The organism is Paraburkholderia phymatum STM815 (genome assembly GCF_000020045.1).
GTDB classification, from domain to species: Bacteria; Pseudomonadota; Gammaproteobacteria; order Burkholderiales; family Burkholderiaceae; genus Paraburkholderia; species Paraburkholderia phymatum.
On the sequence record NC_010623.1, the window covers coordinates 1,080,506 to 1,102,931 of the forward strand.

Annotated in this window: 26 protein-coding genes and 2 pseudogenes; 8 read left to right on the forward strand and 20 right to left on the reverse strand. The window is 64.3% G+C overall.

Translation table 11 applies throughout. The annotated features are described in order from the left end of the window. Positions 1–28: 28 nt before the first annotated feature. The 8 genes from BPHY_RS20575 to BPHY_RS20610 all read right to left on the reverse strand — a co-directional run bounded on the left by BPHY_RS20575 (position 29) and on the right by BPHY_RS20610 (position 5,875). Positions 29–505, reverse strand: coding sequence for a VOC family protein (locus tag BPHY_RS20575; RefSeq protein WP_012403379.1), 477 nt, complete (start codon positions 503–505; stop codon positions 29–31). Between the two features lie 83 nt (positions 506–588). Further along, the gene (locus BPHY_RS20580; RefSeq protein ID WP_012403380.1) at positions 589–1,074 is read right to left on the reverse strand and encodes a VOC family protein; all 486 of its coding nucleotides are present in this window, start codon (positions 1,072–1,074) and stop codon (positions 589–591) included. A 151-nt stretch (positions 1,075–1,225) separates the two neighbouring features. Beyond that, positions 1,226–1,435 (reverse strand): YXWGXW repeat-containing protein, encoded by a 210-nt coding sequence (locus BPHY_RS20585; protein WP_041764448.1) that lies wholly within the window; start codon positions 1,433–1,435, stop codon positions 1,226–1,228. A gap of 84 nt (positions 1,436–1,519) precedes the next feature. After that, on the reverse strand, positions 1,520–2,686 hold the full coding sequence (locus tag BPHY_RS20590; RefSeq protein WP_012403382.1) for a DUF1501 domain-containing protein: 1,167 nt from the start codon (positions 2,684–2,686) through the stop codon (positions 1,520–1,522). Between the two features lie 2 nt (positions 2,687–2,688). Then, positions 2,689–4,191: a DUF1800 domain-containing protein gene (locus tag BPHY_RS20595; RefSeq protein WP_012403383.1), complete on the reverse strand. Its 1,503-nt coding sequence runs from the start codon at positions 4,189–4,191 to the stop codon at positions 2,689–2,691. A 114-nt stretch (positions 4,192–4,305) separates the two neighbouring features. Further along, on the reverse strand, positions 4,306–4,833 hold the full coding sequence (locus BPHY_RS20600) for a periplasmic heavy metal sensor (protein WP_012403384.1): 528 nt from the start codon (positions 4,831–4,833) through the stop codon (positions 4,306–4,308). Continuing rightward, a complete protein-coding gene (locus tag BPHY_RS20605; protein ID WP_012403385.1) occupies positions 4,830–5,282 on the reverse strand; it encodes a hypothetical protein in 453 nt (150 codons plus the stop codon). The genes BPHY_RS20600 and BPHY_RS20605 overlap by 4 nt, the downstream gene beginning before the upstream one ends. Next, positions 5,279–5,875 (reverse strand): RNA polymerase sigma factor, encoded by a 597-nt coding sequence (locus BPHY_RS20610; protein ID WP_083775909.1) that lies wholly within the window; start codon positions 5,873–5,875, stop codon positions 5,279–5,281. Before BPHY_RS20610 ends, BPHY_RS20605 begins: the two co-directional genes overlap by 4 nt. A gap of 406 nt (positions 5,876–6,281) precedes the next feature. On the opposite strand from BPHY_RS20610, the gene BPHY_RS20615 reads away from it, so the two are divergent. The 3 genes from BPHY_RS20615 to BPHY_RS20625 all read left to right on the forward strand — a co-directional run bounded on the left by BPHY_RS20615 (position 6,282) and on the right by BPHY_RS20625 (position 7,987). Further along, complete coding sequence (locus tag BPHY_RS20615; RefSeq protein WP_041764451.1) at positions 6,282–6,758, forward strand: low affinity iron permease family protein; 477 nt, start codon at positions 6,282–6,284, stop codon at positions 6,756–6,758. A 3-nt stretch (positions 6,759–6,761) separates the two neighbouring features. Continuing rightward, positions 6,762–7,565, forward strand: a complete 804-nt coding sequence (locus BPHY_RS20620; RefSeq protein WP_012403388.1) for an AraC family transcriptional regulator — start codon at positions 6,762–6,764, stop codon at positions 7,563–7,565. A gap of 128 nt (positions 7,566–7,693) precedes the next feature. After that, entirely contained in the window at positions 7,694–7,987 is a 294-nt protein-coding gene (locus tag BPHY_RS20625) for a DUF1330 domain-containing protein (RefSeq protein WP_012403389.1), read from the forward strand. Positions 7,988–8,042: 55 nt separating this feature from the next. Here BPHY_RS20625 and BPHY_RS20630 read toward each other — a convergent pair whose 3' ends face one another. Continuing rightward, entirely contained in the window at positions 8,043–8,747 is a 705-nt protein-coding gene (locus BPHY_RS20630) for a DUF429 domain-containing protein (protein ID WP_244257629.1), read from the reverse strand. Positions 8,748–8,908: 161 nt separating this feature from the next. Between BPHY_RS20630 and BPHY_RS20635 the strand changes: the two genes are divergently transcribed. Beyond that, positions 8,909–9,865: a quinone oxidoreductase family protein gene (locus tag BPHY_RS20635; RefSeq protein WP_012403391.1), complete on the forward strand. Its 957-nt coding sequence runs from the start codon at positions 8,909–8,911 to the stop codon at positions 9,863–9,865. A gap of 31 nt (positions 9,866–9,896) precedes the next feature. Then, positions 9,897–10,073, forward strand: a complete 177-nt coding sequence (locus tag BPHY_RS20640) for a DUF1427 family protein (RefSeq protein ID WP_012403392.1) — start codon at positions 9,897–9,899, stop codon at positions 10,071–10,073. A 2-nt stretch (positions 10,074–10,075) separates the two neighbouring features. Here the strand turns inward: BPHY_RS20640 and BPHY_RS20645 are convergent, their stop codons facing one another. The 4 genes from BPHY_RS20645 to BPHY_RS20660 form a co-directional block, all read right to left on the reverse strand. Continuing rightward, positions 10,076–11,368 (reverse strand): RNA polymerase sigma factor, encoded by a 1,293-nt coding sequence (locus BPHY_RS20645; RefSeq protein WP_041765213.1) that lies wholly within the window; start codon positions 11,366–11,368, stop codon positions 10,076–10,078. Between the two features lie 11 nt (positions 11,369–11,379). Further along, the gene (locus tag BPHY_RS20650) at positions 11,380–11,799 is read right to left on the reverse strand and encodes a VOC family protein (protein ID WP_012403394.1); all 420 of its coding nucleotides are present in this window, start codon (positions 11,797–11,799) and stop codon (positions 11,380–11,382) included. A gap of 49 nt (positions 11,800–11,848) precedes the next feature. After that, positions 11,849–12,262 carry a YciI family protein gene (locus BPHY_RS20655; protein ID WP_012403395.1) on the reverse strand — a complete coding sequence of 138 codons (414 nt, stop codon included), beginning with the start codon at positions 12,260–12,262 and terminating at the stop codon, positions 11,849–11,851. Between the two features lie 116 nt (positions 12,263–12,378). Then, on the reverse strand, positions 12,379–12,735 hold the full coding sequence (locus BPHY_RS20660; RefSeq protein WP_012403396.1) for a YciI family protein: 357 nt from the start codon (positions 12,733–12,735) through the stop codon (positions 12,379–12,381). Positions 12,736–13,550: 815 nt separating this feature from the next. Between BPHY_RS20660 and BPHY_RS20665 the strand changes: the two genes are divergently transcribed. Continuing rightward, positions 13,551–14,669: a porin gene (locus tag BPHY_RS20665; RefSeq protein ID WP_012403397.1), complete on the forward strand. Its 1,119-nt coding sequence runs from the start codon at positions 13,551–13,553 to the stop codon at positions 14,667–14,669. Between the two features lie 156 nt (positions 14,670–14,825). Here the strand turns inward: BPHY_RS20665 and BPHY_RS20670 are convergent, their stop codons facing one another. From BPHY_RS20670 to BPHY_RS43235, 5 genes and pseudogenes are all read right to left on the reverse strand, one after another. After that, positions 14,826–15,290, reverse strand: a complete 465-nt coding sequence (locus BPHY_RS20670) for an SRPBCC family protein (RefSeq protein WP_012403398.1) — start codon at positions 15,288–15,290, stop codon at positions 14,826–14,828. Between the two features lie 179 nt (positions 15,291–15,469). Next, positions 15,470–16,594 carry an aromatic ring-hydroxylating oxygenase subunit alpha gene (locus BPHY_RS20675; RefSeq protein WP_012403399.1) on the reverse strand — a complete coding sequence of 375 codons (1,125 nt, stop codon included), beginning with the start codon at positions 16,592–16,594 and terminating at the stop codon, positions 15,470–15,472. 269 nt (positions 16,595–16,863) lie between these two features. Further along, positions 16,864–18,402 carry a glycosyltransferase family 2 protein gene (locus BPHY_RS20680; protein WP_012403400.1) on the reverse strand — a complete coding sequence of 513 codons (1,539 nt, stop codon included), beginning with the start codon at positions 18,400–18,402 and terminating at the stop codon, positions 16,864–16,866. Beyond that, a pseudogene (locus tag BPHY_RS20685) lies at positions 18,402–19,023 on the reverse strand (cytochrome b). Before BPHY_RS20685 ends, BPHY_RS20680 begins: the two are co-directional and overlap by 1 nt. A 133-nt stretch (positions 19,024–19,156) precedes the next feature. Next, positions 19,157–19,350 (reverse strand): annotated as a pseudogene (locus tag BPHY_RS43235) (helix-turn-helix domain-containing protein); the annotation flags it as partial. Between the two features lie 152 nt (positions 19,351–19,502). On the opposite strand from BPHY_RS43235, the gene BPHY_RS20690 reads away from it, so the two are divergent. Together BPHY_RS20690 and BPHY_RS20695 are read left to right on the forward strand one after the other, a co-directional pair. Then, entirely contained in the window at positions 19,503–20,483 is a 981-nt protein-coding gene (locus BPHY_RS20690; protein WP_012403402.1) for a glutathione S-transferase family protein, read from the forward strand. An 86-nt stretch (positions 20,484–20,569) separates the two neighbouring features. Beyond that, positions 20,570–20,854, forward strand: a complete 285-nt coding sequence (locus BPHY_RS20695; protein WP_012403403.1) for a hypothetical protein — start codon at positions 20,570–20,572, stop codon at positions 20,852–20,854. 9 nt (positions 20,855–20,863) lie between these two features. Here the strand turns inward: BPHY_RS20695 and BPHY_RS20700 are convergent, their stop codons facing one another. Both BPHY_RS20700 and BPHY_RS20705 read right to left on the reverse strand, forming a co-directional pair. Next, positions 20,864–21,187 carry a thioredoxin family protein gene (locus tag BPHY_RS20700; protein WP_012403404.1) on the reverse strand — a complete coding sequence of 108 codons (324 nt, stop codon included), beginning with the start codon at positions 21,185–21,187 and terminating at the stop codon, positions 20,864–20,866. A gap of 88 nt (positions 21,188–21,275) precedes the next feature. Continuing rightward, the gene (locus BPHY_RS20705) at positions 21,276–22,400 is read right to left on the reverse strand and encodes a 3-deoxy-7-phosphoheptulonate synthase (protein ID WP_012403405.1); all 1,125 of its coding nucleotides are present in this window, start codon (positions 22,398–22,400) and stop codon (positions 21,276–21,278) included. Between the last annotated feature and the right edge of the window lie 26 nt (positions 22,401–22,426).

Genomic DNA, 22,426 nt, shown 5'->3' on the forward strand with positions numbered 1-22,426 from the left:
GAGACGTCCGCCACGCTCGAATACGGCGTCACTCCTGCATGTACGCCGCTTCGAGCTTCTTGATGTCGAGCTTCACCATTTGCATCATCGCTTCCATTGCGCGTTTGACTCTGGCCGGATTCTTGTCCGTCAGGAACTTCATCATCGCAGTCGGCACGATCTGCCACGACACGCCATACCGGTCCGTCAGCCAGCCGCATTGCACGGGCGAACCGCCGCCTTCCAGCAGCTTGTCCCACAGCGTGTCGACTTCTTCTTGCGTTTCGCATTTTACGAACAGGGAGATCGCCGGCGAAAAGGTGTACTGCGGGCCGCCGTTCAACGCGACGAATTCGCGGCCTTCCAGCTGAAACGTGATCGTCAGCACCTCGCCTGCCTTGCTCGGCACGGCATCGCCGTAATGCGTCACATCGCCGATGCTGGAATTCTTGAAGACGCCTGTGTAGAACCGGACGGCTTCCTCCGCATTGCCGTCGAACCAAAGACACGTCGCAATCTTGTCCATCACATCTCCTTGATGTTGTCGTAACGAGCGGGCGCATGGACTGCACGACGGGCAGCAGCCCCGCCCGTGGCATTTTGTTTTTGTTATTGACGGCCCTGGGCCATCTGCTCCATCGCGGCCTTCATTTCGTCGGGTGTGACGTCGCGTTTGTGGGTCGCGACGGACCAGCGGTGGCCGAACGGATCTTCCACCTGGCCATAACGGTCGCCCCAGAACATATCGGTAGCGGGCATTGTCACCTTCGCGCCTGCTGCTTGCGCCTGCGCGATCGTGGCATCCGCGTCGTTGACATACAGATGCAGCACGACAGGCGTGCCCTTCAGCGCCTTCGGCCCGAACGACGCGCCACCGCCGCAATCCGGCATTTCGTCGACGAGCATCAGCGTCGAATCGCCGATTTTCAGCGACGCGTGCATCAGCTTGCCGCCAGGTCCGGGCAGGCGTACCTGTTCGACTGCATTGAATGCTTTCTTGTAGAACTCGATTGCTTCGGCCGCGCCCGCGACGATGATGTGCGGTGTCAACGTGTGCATCCCTTCCGGGATGGGTTTGACGGCTGGCGTGGACATGATCGTGTCTCCTGAAGGTGAAGAGGTTCATGAATGGCGAAGTTGCTCGAATCAGCGAGTCTTCACCACTACGACGAGTAAGCCATCATCAGATCGACACACGCAACCGTTTATTTTTTGAGCCGGGTCGAGCCGGCTCAAACCGTGCTTCTTAAACTGGCCGCCAGTGACCGGGCACCCACTGCCAGTGATTGGCTTCCCAACGATAGTGACCCTTCACCCACCGGTAGCCCGGCGCGGGCGGCGCGGGCAACACTTCAACCACGGGCGGGGGCTGTGCCGGCCGCGCGGGCTCGGCGACGTAGCACGCCGACAGCGTCGATGCGCAAAGCGCGGCTGCCAGCAGCGCGCGCAACTTCATAGCTTTCACAACAAGTGCATGCATCGAAAATCCTCTCCCTCTCTACTCGCCTGATGGCGTAATTGTCAAATCCGCTTACGCGAACTACGCGCGGATGAGACCTGTCACCGGCTGCGCTTTGCCCACCTGTGCGAACAGCGTCCGCGCAGTGCGATGCGGATCGAGTCCGAGGCTTTCGCTCGCGACGCCCGCAATCAGCGCATCGAGTGACGCGGTAGGCTTCAGGTCGCGCCCTTCGTACAGGTCGCCGTTTCGCAAGCCCGGCCAGTCCGCCACCACACGCCCGCCCGCTACCGCGCCGCCGATCACCATCGCCACCGACGCCGTGCCGTGGTCTGTGCCGCCCGTCCCGTTCGCTGCCGCCGTGCGTCCGAACTCGGTGGCAATCAGCACCGTCGTCTTGCTCCAGGCGGAGCCGAGTCCGTCGCGCAAAGCGGCGAGCATCGTATCGAGCGCCTTCAGCTGCGCGGCGACGCGCGGCATCTGCGCACTGTGCGTGTCCCAGCCGCCCGTCTCCATCATCGCGATGCGCGGTCCGTCGTCGCGTGACAGGAAGCCCGCCGCGAGTTTGCCCAGACTCGCCGGATCCTGGCGCGCGCCCGCGTCGCCCGCGAGGCCGCGCGCCGCCATCGCCGATTCCCACAACGGGCGCAATTGCGCGTCCCGCTCGTACAGTTGAGAGACGCGAGCGAGCAGGTCGTCGGGCGCCTGCGGCAAGCCCGAGGGCGCATACGACGCGACGTTCGCACTGCCGCGCAATGCCATCGGCACAGTGGCTGCCAGCGCGATAGCGTTCTCATGCGTCGTCGAGACAGTGGCCGGCATCATGCCCACGAGCCGATTGAGCCAGCCGTCCTTCACCTGATACGCGGATGTCCCGCCCGTTTCCAGCACGTTCTGTCCGTCGAAATGCGAGCGGTCCCGATACGGCGACGCGACGGCATGCACGAACAGCGCCTCGCGCTGGCCATACATCTGCCCGACCTGCACGAGCGACGGATGCAGCGCGAACGTGCCGTCGAGCTTTGTCGAAGCCGACGCAGACGTATCGACGGCCAGCGCACCGCGCAGCGTCTGGTAAGCAGGCTCGGCATACGGCACGACGATGCTCAGGCCATCGGCGGCGCCGCGTTGGATGACGAACACGAAGCGGCGGTCGGTTGCGGCGCGCGCGAACACCATCTGCGGCGCAACGAGCATCGCGCCCGCCCCGGTGGCTGCAACGCGCATGAAACGGCGGCGGCTGAGCATGCTCATCTCCGTTGGAAATCGGGCGAAACCAGTAGCAGCGCAAGCGCCGTCGATGCGCTTTCCGCACGCGACACGGCGACTTGCGTCGGCACGCTGAGCGAACCTGCCATCAGCGTCTGTCCAAGCGAGCGCGCATCGAGCCGGTCGCCGACACGCGCCGCGAAACGCTGCGCGATCTCGACGCGCCGCACGAGCGCATCGGGCGCGGCCCAGCTCGCGGCGATGTCGTCATAACCGGCGGGCGAGCCAGGCCGCCACACCTGCTGACCGAGTTGCGTGAGAATGGGCGCCATCTGTACGGTGCGCGCGCTGTCGTTCGGGTCGCGCATGCCGAGGCCGCGCAGCGACGAAATCGTCCACTCCCACGGCGATTTGAACTTGACGGCGACGGGCGACCACGCGGCAGCGCTTCCGATCAGCGCGCGATAGACGGTCGGCAAGTCGCCGCGGCTGCGCATGAACGCTGTCGCCAGTTGCTCGACGACATCGGGGGGCGGATCGTCCGCCACGAAGTGCCGCGCGAGCTTGGTCGCGATATGCGTCGCGGTAGCGGGCGCGGTCGACAGGTCATGCAGGATCGCGAGCGTTTGCGCTTCGCCGGGCTGATCGTAGTGACGGCCCATGATGGTCCGCGTGCCCGGCTCGTGCAGTTGCGCGCGGAAGACGAACGCGCCCGGCGGCGCGTTGCCGGGTTGTGGCCCTTGCGCGGCAGCGATGCTCCAGCCCGTCATCGCGCGGGCGAACTCGGTGACGTCGTCCTGCGTGTAGCCGCTGCGTACGCCGAGCGTGTGCAGTTCCATGATTTCGCGCGCGAGGTTTTCGTTGAGGCCTTGCTTGCGGTTCGGATTGCGTTGCGCAGCGCGCATCGCGGCAACGCTGCCGGGACCGACCGAGCGCGTCTGGTCGAGAAACAGCTGCATTGCGGGATGACGTTCGACGGCGACGAGCATGTCTTCGAAGCGGCCGAGCACATGCGGACGAATCGCCTCCGCTTCGAACGCACCGGCGTATGGCGCGACGGCGCCTTTATCGACCGACACGGCGAAGTGATTCGCCCAGAAATGCACCAGCCGTTCGACGAAAGGCGCGGGCGTCGTCAGCGCGCTTGTGACGCGCGCGTTCACGGCTGCGCGATAGGTGTCGCGCGATTCCATGCGCACCGCCTTGTTCGCGGCCTGGCGGGCGGCCTTGGCGTCTTCGCGGTTCGCGGCGGCGTTGGGCTGGCTGCTCGGGCTCGCGCCGCTTGCAGCGGCTTTTGCAGCACTCGCGGCGTTGGCCATTGCCTGCTGGCGCTCATCGGCAAGTTGCGCGGCGATCGCCTGCGAAGTCGGTTGTGCTGCCCATGCAGCAGGGATGGGCTGATACGCGTCGAACTGCGCCAGCAGCCAGTTCTTCGGATCGGCGGGCGGCGTTTCATCGGCACGTGCGCCGAGGCCGAACCGGTTCAGCGCGATCGCGGCGGCGCTCAGCGGCGCGGCCGTCATTGCGGCAGGTGAACTCGCCATGCTTGTTCCTTACGATGCGAGCCGGTTGCGGTCGCCCGGCGTGTGTCGTTCCATATCCGTTAAACGGAACGTGTGGCGCTTTTCCGTCGCTGCTCTTGCGTCGAGCGCGAAATATCAGTCGGTAGCGGGCTGCTGGTTCTGTTCCTGTTGCTGCCGCGGCTGGCTCTGCCCCTGCGCCGGACTCTGCGGCAGCCGCCATTGCCCACGCTCGCTCAGACCCTCGGCGAACTTCACGCGCTCATCGGGCGACAGGGTTGCCGCGAAGTCGGCCACGCCCTGCTCGATCCGCGAGCGCAACGCGATATCGGCTGCGCGCGTGCGGTTCAGCGCCATGTCGAGCGCCGTGCGATCCAGTTGCGGCGCAGCCAGCAGACGCAGCACCTCGCGCCGCTGCTCACGGCCCTCGCGCGCGTATTCTCGCGCTTCGCGGCGCGCCTCCTTGAGCGCCGTGAAGAACTGCTTCTGACGATCCGCCGACAGTTCTTCCGCGGCAAAACGCAACGCACGCGGCTGCGCGGCCGCAGTCGTCGGGCGGCCGTGCCCGGCGAACCACTGATACGCGCCGCCCGCAACGCCGCCGAGCAGGAACACATTGAGCACCAGCGAGCCGACCAACAGAAATTTGCACGCGCGTGCGCTCATTCGCCACTCCAGTCTGCGGCTGTGCCGCCAAATCCAGTTGTCAGATACGAAGACTCAGGGCCCGGCGACGCGCTGCCCGTGACGAGGAAAAACGACACCGCCAGCGCTCCCGCCACGCCGCCGATCAGCCCAACGCCCGCGAACGCCGCCCCCGACCACCACCAGCCTGCGCGCCGCGAACGGCCACCCGGCCACGCCAGCCACAGCCAACGCGAACGGCGGCGCGCAGGCGCCGATGCGACGATGCGCTCGACGAGCGCCGGAGCGGGCGCAGCCTCGGCGTCGCTTGCCAGCCATTGGTCGAGTTGCACGGCCTGCGCCAGCAGCGCATCGGCCTCGCTGCGGTTCAGCTCGGCCCACGCGCTCGCCGCCGCGCGTTCGGCTGCTGGCCAGTGACGGGGGTCGGCGCCGTACGCATCGACGATTGCGCGAAATCTCTCTGGTGTCATCGCCTTGTCCTCGTCCCGGCAGGACCGTCGCCCGCCAGCTGCGCGCGCAGACTGCGCCGCGCCCGCGCCAGCAGACTTTCGAGCGCTTCGACGGTAATGCCCATCAGCGCGGCCGCCTCGATGTTCGACAGTTCCTGGTAGTAGCTCAGCACGAGCGCCTCGCGCTGGCGCGCGGGCAGCGCGGCAAGCGCGTCCCGCACACGCGCGTCGCGCGACTGCGCTTCTAGCTGCATGTCGGGTGCAGCGGCGGGATCGTCGGTGTCGGGCAGTTCATCGGCGGGCTCTTCGCGATGCGCGCGCAAGCGGTCATAGCAAAGATTCAACGCCACGCGATGCAGCCACGTGTCGAAACGCGCCTCGCCTTCGCGCCAGCGCGGCGCCTGTTTCCAGATGCGCATGAACGCTTCCTGTGCGACGTCTTCCGCTTCCATACGGTCTCCCAGCATCCGCGTGGCGAGCGCCAGCAGGCCCGGCAACTTGCGCGCGACAAGCGTGCGTACGGCGGCCGGCTCCTGCCTGCCGACCCCCGCAAGCAGCTCCGCGTCCGGATCGCGCTCGCTCAATGCGCGCGGCTCCGCGTGCGTCGCGGACATGGCGCCCATCGCGCCCATCGCGCATGTCGCGCGGAATCTCCCGCGACGAAGTGTTCTGTCGTCACTTGCTGTCGCTCCCTGTTATCTGATCGAGGACGCCACGGAAACACCGCTAATGGCTGCCCATGCGGGCCGCCAGCGCCGTTCAATATACGACGACGGCCGGCCGATAGTAGTAAGGCCGGCCCGGCACCACGACACAAGCCGCAAGCAGGCGCACGGGTTTGTGCATGTTCATCGCGTTCTCCCTTGACTCGATTTCCAGTCCGACAGCGGCCGGTTCGAGGGTTAAACGCGCGAGCCGCGAAAATCCGTCGCGGGAATCATCGCGGTCCCGAAGCGCGGTGGCGCCGGCACGCGCGAATGGGTATCGTCAAGGCTGGTCTTCACGCGACAGGAGCGCCACGTGACCCACAACAACTGGTTCTCGACGTTCTCGACAGGTCTTTCAACGATGGCCGGCAAGCCGGCGGCGTTCGTGATCGCCGTGATGCTGATCGCTTTGTGGGGCATCAGCGGGCCGATGTTTCATTTCAGCGATACATGGCAACTGGTGATCAACACATCGACGACGATCGTCACCTTTCTGATGGTCTTCCTGATCCAGAACACGCAGAACCGCGACACGGCCGCGATGCAGATCAAGCTCGACGAGTTGATCCGCGCTCTGGACGGCGCGCATAACGCGCTGCTCGATCTCGAGGAGCTGAATGAAAAGGATCTCACGCGCTTTCGCAAGCGCTACCAGCAACTGGCCGAACAGGCGCGCGGCAAACTGCGCTCTGGCGGCGAGGACACCGGCTCGCCGTTCATCGATGAAGGCGACGGCGAGACGGACAACGAGGCGGGCAAGAATCCCGAACGTCGCCGGGACACGCACTGAGTCATGACGAAGGCGACTCCGCCCGTCCTGCATGACGCCGCTGCAGGCCATTCGCTCGCGCGGCACTATCCGCGCGGACTGCGCATCGATCCGCACTCGCACACGTGGGCGCAGGTGCTATATGCGGTGTCGGGCGTCATGTGGGTCGAAGCGGGACGCGAAGCGCTCGTCGTGCCGCCGCAGCGCGCCGTATGGCTGCCCGCGGGCACCGAACACTCGATTCGCATGATGAGCGGCGTCGATATGCGCAATCTGTACTTCCATGAACGCGCCATCGGTCATCTGAGCGCGCGCAGCGACGTGTTCGAGATCAACGGTTTGCTGCGCGAGCTGATTGCGTCGATCGCCGAACACGAGCAGGCGCAGACTCGCGACGAAGACTATCTGAGCGCCGCGTACCGGCTCGCGATGCTCGAACTCACGCACGCCCCTCGCTCGTCGCTGCGCATTCCGCTGCCCGACGCTTCGGACCGGCGGCTCGACGCGCTATGCCGCGCGGTGATCGACAATCCATCGAATGCGATCGGCTTCGAGCAGCATGCGGCAGCCGTCGGCGCGAGCGTGCGGACGCTGGCGCGGCTCTTTACGCGCGAACTGGGCCTCGGCTTCGCGCAGTGGCGCCGCCAGGTTCAACTGGCCGTCGCGGTGTCGGGACTTGCCGAAGGACGCCCCGTCGGCGGCATCGCGCGTGAACTCGGCTACCTGCCGAGCAGTTTCAGCGACATGTTCCGCCGTGAGCTCGGCGCGCCGCCGACCGACTTCGATCCGCACACGACGCTGGCTGCATCCGCTGCAATAAAGTCGTGACGCTTCGGCATGCCGCCAAGCGCGTCCGCTGCCGTTGAGCGAGAATCGTGGACGCTGGCGACTCGTACGGAGGTCCGTGCCTTCGTCGCCACGGCCAAACCTTAAACGTGACTATGAGGAAACATCAAATGAGCAAGGGATACTGGGTCACCTCCTACCGCAAGACGAACGACGCAGCAGCGCTGGCCGCCTATGCGCAACTGGCGCTGCCCGCGATCACCGCGGCCGGTGGCAAGTTCATCGTGCGCGGCGCCGCCGAAGAGGCGCGCGAACAAGGCTTGAAGGAGCGCACCGTCGTGATCGAATTCCCGACGTACGAGCAGGCCGTCGCGGCCTACGACAGCCCCGAATACAAGAAGGCGCTGGCCGCATTGGGCAATGCTGCGGAGCGCGATCTGCGGATCGTGCGCGGCGCGGAATAAGCGCGCCTGGTCGCGCTTTGCTGCCCATCGCAGCAAGGCGCGTCCGCGTTCGTGCCTAATAGCGGATCACCATCGGCAGACGGGCGCTGTCGCGTGCGTCTTCCGCGGGCAGCCGCACTGCACTGTCCGTCGCGATGCGGCGCGCGCTCCACAGCACCGCAAACGCATCGAGCACGTCGTCTTTCCGCACATGCCGCGCGAGACGTTGGTCCAGCGCGGTCTGCAATGCGGCGCCGAACACCGGGGCGAGCAACGCTTTGCGTTTCGCATGACCCGCCGCTTTCGCCTTTCCTTCGACCAGTCCCGCCGCTGCGCCGCCTTCTTGCTCGAACTGAAGTTGCATGAACGCAAGCTCCGGGTGAACCTCGAACACGCGTGAGGCGTCGCGCGGCTCCTCGCGCAATGCCATATCGACTTCGGCGATCTTGCGCAGAATGTTGAACGCCTGTTGTGAAATCCCGTTGCCCGTCGCTACGCGGTTCAGAGCGCAGGCTTGTTGATAGTCTCTGGCCTCCAGCGTGTGACGCACGGGCGTCGGAAACACCGACGCGCTGCGCGGCCATTTCAAAAGCTTGCGCGCTTCGGCGTCGCACGCACGATATCCCGTCGACGAAAGACCGATGGGCATGTCGACGGCAACGATGGCGGGCGGCGGCGCCCATGCAAGCAGCGCGGCAAACGAGCCGCAGATCCGTGTCTCGATCGCGCCCGTTCGAGCGTCCTGCCGGACCGCGTACCAGCCGCCCTTGCAGCCATCCACTCCTACCAAATCTGTCCTCTTGCGATCCATCATACGGTTCCCCGCCTAACGCCTTCCGAACCCGCGCGACGCGCTGTCCGATATTCGAAAGCACTTGTCTGAACGCCGTCGCACCGGTCAACTAGACTTGCCGTCATATGACAGATTCCGCAGGAGCGGCAATGAAAGCGATCCAGTTCAACTCTTTTGGCGGTCCCGAAGTTCTCGATTTCGTCGATCTGCCGACACCCGCCGGCGACGCCGGCAGCGCCATCGTGCAGGTAAAGGCGGCCTCGGTGAATCCGAGCGATGTGAAGAACCTGTCGGGCCATTTCGGCCACACGACCTTGCCGCGCATTCCCGGCCGCGACTTCAGCGGCGTCGTGGTTGACGGTCCTGCCGGGTGGGTCGGTGCAGAAGTATGGGGCACGGGCGGCGACATCGGCTTCACACGCGACGGCACGCATGCGCAGTTCATCAGGATTCCCGTCGGCGCACTGTCGCGCAAGCCGCGTGCGCTCACGCACGAGCAGGCTGCGGCAATCGGCGTGAACTTCGTGGTCGCGTGGCTCGGGGCGGTCGACTATGCCAAGCTGGTCGCGGGTGAAACCGTCGCCGTGATCGGCGCGAGCGGCGGCGTCGGTGGCGCGGTCGTGCAGATCGCGAAGTCGCGCCGCTGTCGGGTGATCGCGGTGGACCGCCGCGAGCCCGACGCGGACTCGCCCGCTGGCCGTCTGCTCGACCACTACGTGCCGCTCGACGAGCACGCCGCCGAACGTGTGAAGGCGCTTGGCGGCGCGGATGTCGTGTACGACGCCGTCGGCGGCGTAGCGTTCGAAACGGCGCTGAAGCTCGCGAAGTGGCGCGGCCGTGTCGTCGAAATCAGTGCGACGGGCAAGCGGCGCGTCGATTTCGATCTGATCGATTTCTATCACAACGAGACACAACTGTTCGGCGCGGACAGCGCCAAGCTCAGCGTGGCGGATTCCGCCCGTCTAATGACGGAACTGGCGGAGGTGTTCGACAGCGGCGCATTGCAGGCGCCGTTGATCGCGCAGACCTTCCCGCTCGACCAGGCGCGCGACGCCTATACAGCCGTCGCAAGCGGCACCCGCGGACGCATCGTCATCACGATGTGACGAACGCTTCACCGCGACCCTTAAGACGGATATGAAACCCTATATCTTGTCGCTGGCGGCGGGTGTCGTCGTCGGACTGCTCTACAACCTCGCCGACGTCAAATCGCCCGCGCCGCCCATCGTCGCGCTGGTCGGCCTCCTCGGCATGGTCACGGGCGAGCACGCAATCCCGATCGTGCGCTCGCTGCTCGCGCACGTGACGAGCTGACGTTACTGCATGCGTGCGTGCGCGCCGCTCATTTCGCGCGCGCGCTCAAGCAGCATTTCGCGTTCCCGCGCGTTGCGGGTCATCGACGCGGCGCGTTCGAACTCCGTGCGCGCTTCGGCGTTGCGGCCGAGCTTGGCGAGCAGATCGCCGCGCACGCTCGGCAGCCAGTGATAGTGCTTCAGCGAAGGCTCGCCAGCGAGTGCATCGACGAGTTCCAGCGCCGCCATCGGCCCATACGCCATGCCGACAGCAACCGCGCGGTTCAGATCGACGACGGGCGACGGCGCCACTTCCGCGAGCGCATCGTAAAGCGCGACGATCTGCGCCCAATCCGTGTCGGCCGCCGTGCGGGCGCGCGCGTGGCACGCGGCGAGCGCGGCCTGCAGCGTGTACGGACCGCTCATGCCGCCAAGCGCTTCGGAGCGCTCCAGCGCGGCCAGTCCACGCCGGATCAGAAGCGGGTCCCAACGGCTGCGGTCCTGATCGAGCAGCAGAACGGGCCGCCCTTGCGCATCGACACGCGCATGCGTGCGCGACGCCTGAATCTCCATCAGCGCAGCGAGCCCGTGCACTTCGCTTTCGTCGGGCATCAGCCCCGTCAGCACGCGGCCGAGGCGCAGCGCTTCCTCGCACAGCGCCGGGCGCATCCAGTCGTCGCCCGCCGTGGCCGAATAGCCTTCGTTAAAGATCAGATAGATCACTTCGAGCACCGACGCGAGCCGCACGGCGCGATCGTTCGCCTGCGGCACCTCGAACGGCACCTTCGCCGCCGACAGCGTCTTCTTGGCGCGCACGATGCGCTGGGCGATAGTCGGCTCCGGCACGAGAAACGCACGCGCGATTTCGTCCGTCGTCAGGCCGCCCAGCAGGCGCAGCGTGAGCGACACGCGTGCGTCCTTCGAAAGCACCGGGTGACAGGCGGTGAACACGAGCCGCAGCAGATCGTCGCCGATGTCGTCGGCGCGCGCGGCGTCGAGCGCGTCGACGAAATCGGGCACGATATGGGCCTCGCGTGCGTCCATGTCCGCGCCCAGTTCTTCGTGCTTGCGCGCGTGCAGCGCATCCTGACGCCAGCGGTCGAGCGCGCGGTTCTTCGCCGTCGCCATCAGCCACGCTCCGGGGTTGTCGGGCACGCCTGCGTCCGGCCACGTTTCGAGCGCAGCCACCAGCGCGTCCTGCGCGAGTTCCTCGGCCACGCCCACGTCGCGCACGATCCGCGCGACGTGGGCGATGACCTTCGCGGATTCGATCCGCCACACTGCCTCGATGGCACGATGCGTCGCAGCCGTCGTCACGGCCGGCCTCATCAGGTGGCGTCCGCCGCCGGCATCGCGGCGTTCGGATCCATGTACACGAGCTCCCAGATGTGCCCATCGATATCCTCGACGCTGCGCTCGTACATGAAGCCGTGATCCTGTGCCGGACGCGCCAACGCCCCGCCGGCGGCGAGCGCCTTGTCGGCGAGTTCGTCGACCTGCGCGCGGCTGTCGCACGAGAGGCAGATCAGCGCTTCTGTGCTCTCCTTCGGATTGCACAGCGTCTTTTTCGTGAAGGTCTGGAAAAAGTCCTTCGCGAGCAGCATCGCGTAGATGTTTTCGCCGATCACCATGCAGGCCGCCCGCTCGTTGGTGAACTTCGGTTCGAACGTGAAGCCGAGTTGAGAAAAGAAGGCCATGGATTGCTCCACACTGCCGACAGCCAGGTTCACATAAATCTGCTTGTGCATGATGGTTTTTCCGTTGAGTTCGGCGCTGCGCTGCCTGCCGCTGGCGACATCAGTGGTTCGCCCCTTCGATCTTGCGAAAGCGCTCCATCGACTGGCCAGGCTCGAAGTCGTCGAGGTCCATCATCTGACGCACTTCGATCTCGCCGTCCCCGTTTTCGCCGAACGGCGCGGGGAAGCGCCGCGACCATTCCATCGCTTCTTCGCGCGAACGCACCTGAATCACGGTGTAGCCTGCAATCAGCTCTTCGGTATCAGCGAACGGGCCCTCGGTCATGGTCTGTTCGCCGTTTGCATAGTGCACGCGCCAGCCCTTCGCACTGGATTGCAAGCCGGATGCATCGAGCAGCACGCCCGCCTTCTGCAAGGCTTCGTGGTACGTCGCCATCGATGCAAGCAGCGCTTGCGCCGGCTTCTTGCCGGCTTCGCTGTCCGCCGTGGCCTTCACCATGATGATGAATCGCATCGCCGTCTCTCCTCGTGATAAGGAAGCCCTGTGTCGGCTTCTCCATTGCACGACGAGCGGCGCGCAGTCAGATCGACATAGAGTGCCGCCAGGGAAAACCCCTGTCGAGTAGAAACTCAGTATTCATAGCACGGCGCGACCTTGCGGATTTCGATCGTGCACCACTCGGCGGCCGGGCATTGCTCGGCGAGTGCGAACGCCTCTTCGTAGGTATCGACATTCAGCAGGAAGAAGCCGCCGATCATTTCCTTCGCTTCGGCAAACGGGCCGTCGATCAGGCGAGTCTGTCCGTCGCGCTTTTCGAGGCGCACACCCTTCTTGACGGTCGACAGCGACTCCGCGGCGATCAGTTGTCCGCGCGACTGCAGCTTCGCGCGATATTTCAGCATGCGGTCGTAAACAGCGCGGCCCGCGACTTCGCCGCGTTCCTGACGTTGTTCGGTGGGTTCGACGATCAGCAGCATGTAAGACATGGGGACTCCGTGTTCCGGTTGTCGGGGCCGCCGGGTTCGAGGAATGCCGTACTTCGTGAGTCGGGTGGCGCGGCGGGCGATGCCGGCAACGGTTGGTCTGCCGGCGAAGGCAGTCTAGCAAAGTGGCAACGCCGACGGGAAAGCTGTGCTGGCCGAATGGGCATTCCGCTGGCGGAAACGGCACAACGGCTGCTCCCCGATTAACGCCTTTTGTTTCCGTCAAATAGTGTTGCAGCATTCTCCTGCATCAAATTTAAGAAACGATCTTGCTTTCCAAGCTCATCGGATTCGCCATTCAGAAAATCACAATTTGTTAATTTTTAAATTATTTGTCGATCTCCAGCGATCCAATTGATATAAAAAAGTTCACCTGGAAATTTGATCTGTGACACACTTTATTTGCATTGCTTCTTAGCCTTGACCGCCGTTCATATGGCCGGCAAGGCCGCTTTGGGACTACCTGTCGCGATCGACGCTTCACAGCTTTCCGCCGAGGCTTATCTCAAATAAATCCTTGTCGTTTTTTCGTTGCCATATCACAACGCCAACATTTATACCAATAAAAATAATTGCCCGCTGCCGAATTAAAATACAAATCAAATCAATCCCTTATCCCTTATATCGACTTTTCTTTCCCTTTCGGAAATAAACCATTTCCAGATCGAATATCAATCGATAGTTAGGGTGCCTTTCTATACTTGCGCCTCCCCCAAACAGGGCAAGTTGAGTTGTCTTGCTTCGTACAGGACGTGGCATGCATCGCAGTCCGTTTGTATTCAAGCCTCGTATTGCCCCTTGAACTGAAGGAAGCACACATGAAGAAGATTCTGATCGCGACGGCAGTGGCTGCCTCGTTCGCCTCGGTCGCCCACGCACAAAGCAGCGTCACGCTGTACGGTACGCTGGACGCAGGCATCACGTACACCAGCAACGTCGGCGGCAACGCACAATGGGCGCTCGGCAGCGGCACCATCGACGAAAACCGCTTTGGCCTGCGCGGCGTCGAAGACCTCGGCGGCGGTCTGAAGACGATCTTCACGTTGGAGCAAGGCTTCGACTTGAACAACGGCTCGCAAGCAAGCGCGGGCAAGATGTTCTCGCGCCAGGCATTCGTCGGTCTGTCGAGCGACGCCGGCACGGTCACGCTGGGCCGTCAGTACGACGCAGTGCATGACTTCCTCGCGCCCGTGACGGCGGTTGGCAGCTGGGGCGGCAGCAACTTCGCGCACCTGGGCAATCTGGACATGCTGGACGACAACAGCGCCATCCCGACCAATAACGCGATCAAGTTCACGAGCGCGAACTACGCCGGCTTCTCGTTCGGCGGCACGTATGGCTTCTCGAACAGCTCGAGCTTCGCCGCCAATCGCGAATACAGCTTCGGGGCGGGCTATCAGAACGCTGGTCTGCGCGTCGGTGCCGGCTATCAGCAGCGCAACAGCCCGAACGTGAACAGCAAGGGCGCTTCGGATCTGGTCGACCTGTCCGGCCTCGTCGATGTGCCGTCGGACGTGTCGTTCCGCCAGCGTTCGTTCGGTGCCGGTGCAAGCTACGCATTCGGTCCGGCCGTCATGGGCCTTGCATGGACGCAAGCGCGCTTCGACAACTTCACGGGTTCGACGGCATCGCTGCATACGAACAACTACGAGGTGAACGCCAAGTACAACCTGACACCGGCTCTCGGCCTGGGCATCGCGTACACGTACACGAACGGCGCTGCGGGCGACTTCCACTTCCACGCTAACCAGGTTGGTCTGCAAGGCGACTACGCGCTGTCGAAGCGCACGGACATCTACGCACAAGGCGCGTACATGCTGACCAGCTCGCCGCATGGCGACCTGATCCCGGCCGTCATCGACAACGGCAGCGCCACGGGCGTGTCGTCGTCGCGCCGTCAGACGGTGGCATCGGTCGGTCTGCGTCACCGCTTCTAATCGCGCTTTTAATCGACACGACGCGCGGCGGCCCGATGCAAACGATCGATCCGCCGTAAGCTCGGGCCCGCGAGGCGACCACGACGCCCCTACGTTCTTCAGAACGTAGGGGCGTCGTCCATTGATAACGCCGTAGAAGCAGCGCAGCGCAAAGTATCACGCCATCCGCTTCAATTCCTTCTGCAAACGGTCGAAGTTCTCTTCGTTCGCCTTGACGGCAAATGTCTTGACCTGCGCGCACACGGCTGGCGTCTCGAACAGCATGCGAAACGTAATGCGCGTCTGGGCGTCGCTCAGCGCATCGAAAGTCGCGGTTACGCGAAAGTAAGGCCCAGATACATGATCGAACACGATCCGCTCGGGCGCGACGATCTCGACGAATACACTGTGGTTCCTGTAATCGACGCCATCCGGACCGTGCATCACGAAGCGCCAGTTGCCGCCGGGGCGCAGATCGAATTCGTGGAAGGAATTGGTGAAGCCCTTGGGGCCCCACCAGTGCGCGAGATGCGCCGGGTCCGTCCAGGCGCCGAACACGAGATCGCGCGGAAAATCGAACACGCGCGTCGACACGATTTGCAGATCCGCGATCGGCGGAATTGCGTCGCCATCCTCGGACATGAGACAGCCTCCTTCGAACAATACGCTGCATCAGCCCGAAGCCGGGCGACATCTCAAGCATAGTGCATTGTCGAAGTGTCGAACGTGCGCGGCACGCGACGTACTGACGGCACCGAACGTCGGAACGCCTGAAGGTCCGATCAATCACGGCAAGACGCAGCGCAACGCTGCGTCAAGCGTCAGATGGCAACCGACTCCGCGGACGGCTCGATCGGGATTACCCGCCGCGCCGCCGGCGCGCCGCGCTCGCGCAGCAGATCGCGCAGTTCGTTGATCACGGGGAAGACTTCGTGATTCCAGTCTGCCCCTTGCGCGTCGTGCGCTTCCTGCTCGCGTTCGACGATCCAACGGTCCTCCGCGAAGATGCGCTCGGTAAACCACACCAGCAGCGGCCATGCAAGGTCGAGCAAGGCACCGATCTTCGGCCGCTTGATGGACAGCAGGCCGAAGGTGCGATTGGTGCGCTGCTCGCGATCGAGCGGCACATAGCAGATCCACAGGTCCATCACGCGCGTCCCGTCCGACGTGTGAATCTGTAGCGTCTGAAACGGATATTGCGTGCGGATCGTCATCACGTCCTTGTGATCTTCCCTCGTGCTGTTGCGGCTCTGCCCGAACACGAGCGCTTCGCCGATCGGCTGCTGACCCGCTTCGCGCGCAAATGTGTAGTCGACTTCGACCCAGTCGTCGCCGCGACGCCGGCCTAGCGAACGCGCGCGCATCTTGCCCATCTGCTTGCGATGCAGGAACTGATGGTTCATGTCCATCAGGTTTTCGTGCATGAACGAGTAATGGCAAGCCACCTCGCGGCCGAAACGGCGCGTCTTATACGCCTTGTTCGCGACGGAGCCGAGTGGCGGCAGCGGCGTCGTTTCGGCGAGCTCGGCCTTGCCCGGAAAGACGAAAATCAGCCCTTCCGATTCACAGCACGGATACGCTCGCACACCATTCGGCAGGCGCTCGCGTCCCAGATATGGCACATCGATGCATTTGCCCGAGCAGTCATACGTCCAGCCGTGATAGCCGCAGCGGATCGCCTCGCCGTCCACTACGCCCCCGCTCAGCGGCACCTGCCGATGCGCGCAGCGATCCTCCAGCGCGATCACCTTGCCCGACTCGGTCCGTGCCAGCACGATCGGCTCGCCGGCAAAGCGCACGGCGTGCGTCTTGCCGCGCTTCACTTCGCGCGACCACGCGAGGGGATACCAGTGATCGGGATGGATGTCGACGCGGCGCAGATCGCGCACGCCGTGTTTGGCGGTGTTATCGACGGAACTGCTGTCCAACGGAGCGACTACATGCATGAACGAGGCCTCCCGGGTACAACGGTCGACTGGTCGCGGGGACGAGCCGGTGTGATAGTTGATAAACCGATGTCCCTTAAAGTCTACTAGAAGTCGCCGCCGGGAATCATGAGGACTGACCGCAGGTAGCGTGCCGGTAGACGTTACCGGATTGACCGCTTGTCCGTCCGTATCAGGCAAAACGAAGGGCGGCGCCGAAGCGCCGCCCTTATGTTCGGTGCGACGGCAACGCGCTCAACGACGCGATACATCGCCCGCGCCAACGACGCTCAACGCGTGGCCCGCGTCGCGCCGACGAGACCCGACCGATGCTGCCTGCCCCACGTCTTTCCGCCGCGTAGAAATTGCAGCCAGCCGAGCGCCGCGCCCGTGTGGCGTAGCAATTGGAAAGTGAACGGCTCGGCAATCGCGGCAGCCACGGCCATCGACAGACTCGTGCCGCGCGTGAGCCCGGTCCAGCGGCGATACAGATGGACGCTCCACACGTAGAACGCGAGGTCGATTGCCGTCTTCAGTCCGATCACACTGAAAATCGACACGACGATCGCCCCGTGTCCGCCGAGCACGAAGCCGAGCAGCAGCGCGAAGGCGGTCAGGCCGTAGACGGGCTGCATCGTGTCGAATGCCTTGACGGGCAGCATCAGCCGGCCGAGCGTGCCGTAACGCGCATTGCCCGTCATGTCGCGGTTCCAGTACTGGGTTTGCAGAAAGCCCGCGAACCAGCGGCGGCGTTGGCGCAGGAACGCGCCGAGCGTCGCGGGCGCTTCCGTCTGCGCGTGCGCGTCGCCGATCACACGGACTTCCCAGCCAAGATCGCGATCGACGGAATAGCGCCGCAGCCGGTGAATCAGCTCGTAGTCTTCGACGAGGCACTGCGCGTCGAATCCGCCGACAGCGACAAGCGCCTCGCGTTGAAACGACGCAAACGCGCCCGACACCAGCAGCAGGCTGTCGGCCCGCATCCACGCAAAACGCGCGATGAAGTTGCGCATGTACTCGTAGGTCTGGAACCACTCGAACACGCGCCCGCTCGCCGTGCGGTCGCAGACGGGCACGAGGATGCCGGTGGCCGCGACCAGCTTCGGCGACTGCGCGAAAGCCGCGCGCATCGCGAAGGTCGCGTCATCGGCGAGCAGCGTGTCGGCGTCGACGGTCATCACGACGTCGGTGGTCATCAATTCGATTGCGGCGTTCAGCGCGAGCGCCTTTCCGCCGTGCGGCACGCGCAGCCAGTACAGATGCGGGTAATGGCTGCTAGGCGCGCTCAGTTCCCCCAGCGAAGGCTCGACGAGGCCGAAGCGGCGGATCAGCAGATCGCGTGTGCCGTCGCTGGAACCGTCGTCGGCGATCACGATCTGCGCCGGGCCTTGCGTCTGACGCAGCAGCGCAGCCAGCGTCACGGGCAGCACGCTCGCCTCGTTGTGCGCGGCGACGATCACGCCCATCGACGGCAGCTTTGCGGCCCTGCCGGAATGGTGCGCGGGCAACGAGCGGCGAATCAACGGCACCGTCTTCACGGTCACGAACGCGAGCAGCAGCGTGTCGTACAGCACGTAAGCAATGCCCGTCGACCACGCGAGCGCGCCATGCAGAAAGAACGCGCGCGCGAACAGCAGCAGCCACAGCGCGCTCACGCTGCCATGAATGAGCGCGCTCTGCCAGGTTCCCTTGCGCGGGTTGATGCGCGGCGATGCCGCGGCGAGCGCTTCGCACAGCGACGGCTTCGGTTGCGCACGGGCGCCAAGCAGCGTCACGTCGCCCAAGGCGGGGTTTGTCAGCGTGGCATCTTCGATCACGTCGATATCCATCACGGCACCATCCGCTTGACGACGGAATGACGGTCGAGCAGCTCGTGCTTCAGCGCGCCGCCGATATGCATCGCGAGCAGCGCATACAGCGCATAGCCGAGATACGTGTGCAACATGCCGAAGCGGTCGTGCAGCGGCTCTTTCACGGCGGGATCGAGATTCATGATGAGGCCGATGCGTGGAAACGGAACCACGCCGAACAGATGCATCGGATGTGTTGCGGCCGCTTTCCATGCGGAGTCGTGCATCCAGCCCGACAACGGCAGAGCGATCATCACGCAGTACAGCAGAAAATGCGCGACATGCGCGGCCATGCGCTCCCACGACGGAAAACTCGCGCGGCAACGGCGGCGGCCGGTGGGACGCGCGCCACAGCACGCGCAACAGCGCGAGGCCGAGCACCGTGATGCCGATCGACTTGTGCGTGTCGATGACGGGACGCACCCAGTCGTCCGGCAGTGAATCGGCGGAAAGACCGAGAACCACATTCGCGATGATGAGCACGGCGATCAGCCAGTGCAGGATCATCGCCGTGCGCGTGTAGCGGGACGCATCGGCCGGTGTGGAAAGCGCCTCGATGCCGTCGCGCGTGGCCGTGCGGGAAGTAGTCGATGTGTTCATGAGCCGTTGTAGTTGGTAATCGGTAGGGACGGCGAAAGCGACGTGCAAGCCGGCGGGTGTGTCATCGTACAAGAGGCGCACCGCCAATCGTCTTATCAACAGAACGACCGACCCGGCCGCTTTATTCCTTCAATGCGAGCGTCAATTGCAGCCAGTAGCGGCGGCGATCGAACGGCCGCGCATCAAACCACGTTTTCGAGCTGGCCCGCCGCGTCCGGGACCGTCGACGGCGCCTTGCCTTGCCGAGCCGAGCCGAGCCGCGGCGCGCGACAAGCTGCCACTTTCGCGTATCGCTTCAAGCGGGGCAAGCTCCTCGTCGGTCAACATGTTCGAACCCGCAGAATGAGATGGACGGAAAAATCGTACAGCAACGCGGACGGGGGTCCATCATAGGGTCTTGCGCCGATGCTTCGCCGCACGGCTAATATCGCGGCGGCGGGCGCTTTGCGCGCCGGGGAAAGAATACAAGGAGCACCAACATGGGATTGTTAGTCGACGGTCAATGGCAGGACAAGTGGTACGACACGGCATCGACGGGCGGCCGCTTCGTGCGCACGGACGCCGTCTTTCGCAACTGGGTGACGCCCGACGGCGACGCAGGTCCGAGCGGCCGCGACGGCTTCGAAGCGGAAGCAGGACGCTACCATCTGTATGTGAGCCTCGCTTGTCCGTGGGCCCACCGCACGCTTATCATGCGCGCGTTGAAGGGGCTGGAGGACATGATCAGCGTATCGGTCGTGCACTGGCTGATGCTCGGCGACGGCTGGACTTTCGCCGACGGCCAGGGCGTCGTGCCCGACGCGCTCAATCACGCGAGGTACCTGCGCGATATCTATGTCGCGGCAGACCCGCACTATAGTGGACGCGTGACGGTGCCGATTCTGTGGGACAAGCATCAGCGGACAATCGTCAGCAACGAGTCTTCGGAAATCATCCGCATGCTGAACTCGGCGTTCGACGAGATGGGCGCCGAGCCCGGCGACTTCTATCCGCCCCCGCTGCGCGCCGAGATCGACGCGATCAACGCGCGTGTCTACGACACCGTCAACAACGGCGTCTACAAGTCGGGATTCGCGACCACGCAGGCCGCGTACGACGAGGCCGTCATGCCGTTGTTCAGCACGCTCGACTGGCTCGAGCAGAAACTGTCGACGCAGCGTTTCCTGACGGGCAACCGGCTGACGGAAGCCGACGTCCGCCTGTTCACCACGCTGATCCGTTTCGATGCCGTGTACTTCGGGCACTTCAAGTGCAATTTACGGCGTATCGCGGACTATCCGAATCTGTCCGCTTACACGCGCGATATTTTCCAGCATCGCGGCGTGGCGGCGACGGTAAATTTCGAGCACATCAAGCGGCATTACTACGAGAGCCATCGATCGGTGAATCCGACGGGTATCGTGCCGCGCGGGCCGGTGCAGGATTTCAACGCGCCGCACGATCGGGCGCGTTTCGAGTGAAGCGCGCGCGATTGCCATCGTCGATTGTGCAGTGCGCGTTGCGCTAGACTGTCCGCGGACAGTATTCGGACCGCACGGAGATTCATATGCTACGCAAGACACGCACCGCATCCCAGCTTCAGGAAGAGGTGAGCCGGCGCATTCATCGCGCACCGGAAGTGGTGGAGGATGGCGTAAAGATTCGCGTACCGCGTCCGCAATGGCAGGAACCGGACGCAAGCGGCTGCAACTGGACGATGCAGCATTTCGGCAATGCGATCGGCTTCGATCGCGTCGTCAATGATGCGCTCAAGGCCGTGCAGAAGGAATACAACCTGTCGGAAGAGACGAAGGATCTCAACAGCCTGTTCGGCGACTTCCCGAAGAGTTGACGCCACCGCTCACACAGTGGCCGTGAACGCCTCTTCGATCTGCGCGGCATCCGTCGGCCGCACGACGCGCGCCACTTCCACACCGTCGCGCATGAAGATCAGCGTCGGCCAGAGCTTGACCTTGAACGAGCGCCCGAGCGGCCGGCCCGGACCGTCTTCGATCTTCAGATGACGCGTGCCTGAATGCTGGCTGAACGCGTTGCCGATCACGGGCTGCGCGGCTTGACAGTAGCCGCACCAGTCGGTGCCGAATTCGACGACGGTCACGCCCGTCATGGCGTCGACATCCGCGCGGCTCGGCGCGGTCTTCGAGTATTGGTTCGCGGTAGTCATATCTCTCCATGCGCCAGGCTGCACGACTGTTGCGACAGCTTGCGCGATGTTGCCCGTAATCGAAGAAACGCGCCGGCGGGCCTGCTTTTCAAGCGTTGCGTTGACGGCGCGCGCGGACGGCTTGCGCCAGCGTCTCAAGCACGGGCTCCGTTTGCGCCCAGCCGATGCACGCGTCGGTGATCGATACACCGTGAGCAAGCGGCACGCCCGGCTTCAGATCCTGACGGCCCGCTTCAAGATGGCTCTCGATCATTACGCCGACGATCCGCTTGTCGCCGCCCGACAACTGGTTGGCCAGATCTTGTGCGACTTCGATCTGCCGCTCATGCGACTTGTTCGAGTTCGCGTGCGAGCAGTCCACCATCACCTGTTCGCGCAAGCCGACCTTGCGCAGCGCGGTGCACGCTTCCTCGACGCCCGCCGCGTCGTAGTTCGGCCCTTTCTTGCCGCCGCGCAGGATGACGTGCGCGTCGTCGTTGCCGCGCGTCTCGAAGATGGCGGCCATGCCCATCTTGGTCATGCCCATGAAAGCGTGGCTCGCCGCTGCCGCGACGATTGCGTCGGCGGCGATCTGCACGCCTCCGTCCGTGCCGTTCTTGAAGCCGATCGGACACGACAGGCCCGACGCGAGCTGCCGGTGACTCTGGCTTTCCGTCGTGCGTGCGCCGATCGCGCCCCACGCGATCAGGTCCGCGATGTATTGCGGGCTCAGCAGATCGAGAAACTCGGTGCCCGTCGGCAGGCCGAGGCCGCTGATCTCCAGCAGCAGTTCACGCGCGCGGCGCAGCCCTTCGTTGATGCGGAAGCTGCCGTCCAGACGCGGATCGTTGATATAGCCTTTCCAGCCGACTGTCGTACGCGGCTTCTCGAAGTACACGCGCATCACGATCATCAGGTCATCGCGCAATGCTTCGGCGGCGGTTCTCAGCTTGTGCGCGTACTCCATTGCCTGATCGTGATCGTGAATCGAACACGGACCAACGACGACGACCAGCCGGTCGTCGCGATCGTGCAGGATGTCGGCGATTTCGACGCGGCTCTTCTCGACGAGCGTCTGGACGTCCGGCGGGCACGGCAGTTCGTCGAGCAGCAGCGCAGGTGAGATCAGCGGACGCACCGCGCCGATGCGCGTATCGTCGATGCGCGTGGTGTCCTGGGTGGAATCGGCGACGCCGGCTTCCTGGTCGCGTGCGGGGTTGTCGATGCGGCTCACGGTATTCTCCAGCTCTGCATTATTTG

Excerpts from the sequence above, each read along its gene's own strand:
- BPHY_RS20640 (WP_012403392.1), top strand. The coding sequence starts at position 9,897 with ATGAAACCCTATATCTTGTCGCTGGCGGCGGGTGTCGTCGTCGGACTG.
- BPHY_RS20680 (WP_012403400.1), bottom strand. The coding sequence starts at position 18,402 with ATGGATATCGACGTGATCGAAGATGCCACGCTGACAAACCCCGCCTTG.
- BPHY_RS20665 (WP_012403397.1), top strand. The coding sequence starts at position 13,551 with ATGAAGAAGATTCTGATCGCGACGGCAGTGGCTGCCTCGTTCGCCTCG.
- BPHY_RS20660 (WP_012403396.1), bottom strand. The coding sequence starts at position 12,735 with ATGTCTTACATGCTGCTGATCGTCGAACCCACCGAACAACGTCAGGAA.
- BPHY_RS20605 (WP_012403385.1), bottom strand. The coding sequence starts at position 5,282 with ATGACACCAGAGAGATTTCGCGCAATCGTCGATGCGTACGGCGCCGAC.
- BPHY_RS20625 (WP_012403389.1), top strand. The coding sequence starts at position 7,694 with ATGAGCAAGGGATACTGGGTCACCTCCTACCGCAAGACGAACGACGCA.
- BPHY_RS20700 (WP_012403404.1), bottom strand. The coding sequence starts at position 21,187 with ATGACTACCGCGAACCAATACTCGAAGACCGCGCCGAGCCGCGCGGAT.
- BPHY_RS20635 (WP_012403391.1), top strand. The coding sequence starts at position 8,909 with ATGAAAGCGATCCAGTTCAACTCTTTTGGCGGTCCCGAAGTTCTCGAT.
- BPHY_RS20610 (WP_083775909.1), bottom strand. The coding sequence starts at position 5,875 with ATGTCCGCGACGCACGCGGAGCCGCGCGCATTGAGCGAGCGCGATCCG.
- BPHY_RS20590 (WP_012403382.1), bottom strand. The coding sequence starts at position 2,686 with ATGCTCAGCCGCCGCCGTTTCATGCGCGTTGCAGCCACCGGGGCGGGC.
- BPHY_RS20695 (WP_012403403.1), top strand. The coding sequence starts at position 20,570 with ATGCTACGCAAGACACGCACCGCATCCCAGCTTCAGGAAGAGGTGAGC.
- BPHY_RS20655 (WP_012403395.1), bottom strand. The coding sequence starts at position 12,262 with ATGCGATTCATCATCATGGTGAAGGCCACGGCGGACAGCGAAGCCGGC.
- BPHY_RS20585 (WP_041764448.1), bottom strand. The coding sequence starts at position 1,435 with ATGAAGTTGCGCGCGCTGCTGGCAGCCGCGCTTTGCGCATCGACGCTG.
- BPHY_RS20650 (WP_012403394.1), bottom strand. The coding sequence starts at position 11,799 with ATGCACAAGCAGATTTATGTGAACCTGGCTGTCGGCAGTGTGGAGCAA.
- BPHY_RS20675 (WP_012403399.1), bottom strand. The coding sequence starts at position 16,594 with ATGCATGTAGTCGCTCCGTTGGACAGCAGTTCCGTCGATAACACCGCC.
- BPHY_RS20595 (WP_012403383.1), bottom strand. The coding sequence starts at position 4,191 with ATGGCGAGTTCACCTGCCGCAATGACGGCCGCGCCGCTGAGCGCCGCC.
- BPHY_RS20670 (WP_012403398.1), bottom strand. The coding sequence starts at position 15,290 with ATGTCCGAGGATGGCGACGCAATTCCGCCGATCGCGGATCTGCAAATC.
- BPHY_RS20600 (WP_012403384.1), bottom strand. The coding sequence starts at position 4,833 with ATGAGCGCACGCGCGTGCAAATTTCTGTTGGTCGGCTCGCTGGTGCTC.
- BPHY_RS20620 (WP_012403388.1), top strand. The coding sequence starts at position 6,762 with ATGACGAAGGCGACTCCGCCCGTCCTGCATGACGCCGCTGCAGGCCAT.
- BPHY_RS20690 (WP_012403402.1), top strand. The coding sequence starts at position 19,503 with ATGGGATTGTTAGTCGACGGTCAATGGCAGGACAAGTGGTACGACACG.
- BPHY_RS20580 (WP_012403380.1), bottom strand. The coding sequence starts at position 1,074 with ATGTCCACGCCAGCCGTCAAACCCATCCCGGAAGGGATGCACACGTTG.
- BPHY_RS20575 (WP_012403379.1), bottom strand. The coding sequence starts at position 505 with ATGGACAAGATTGCGACGTGTCTTTGGTTCGACGGCAATGCGGAGGAA.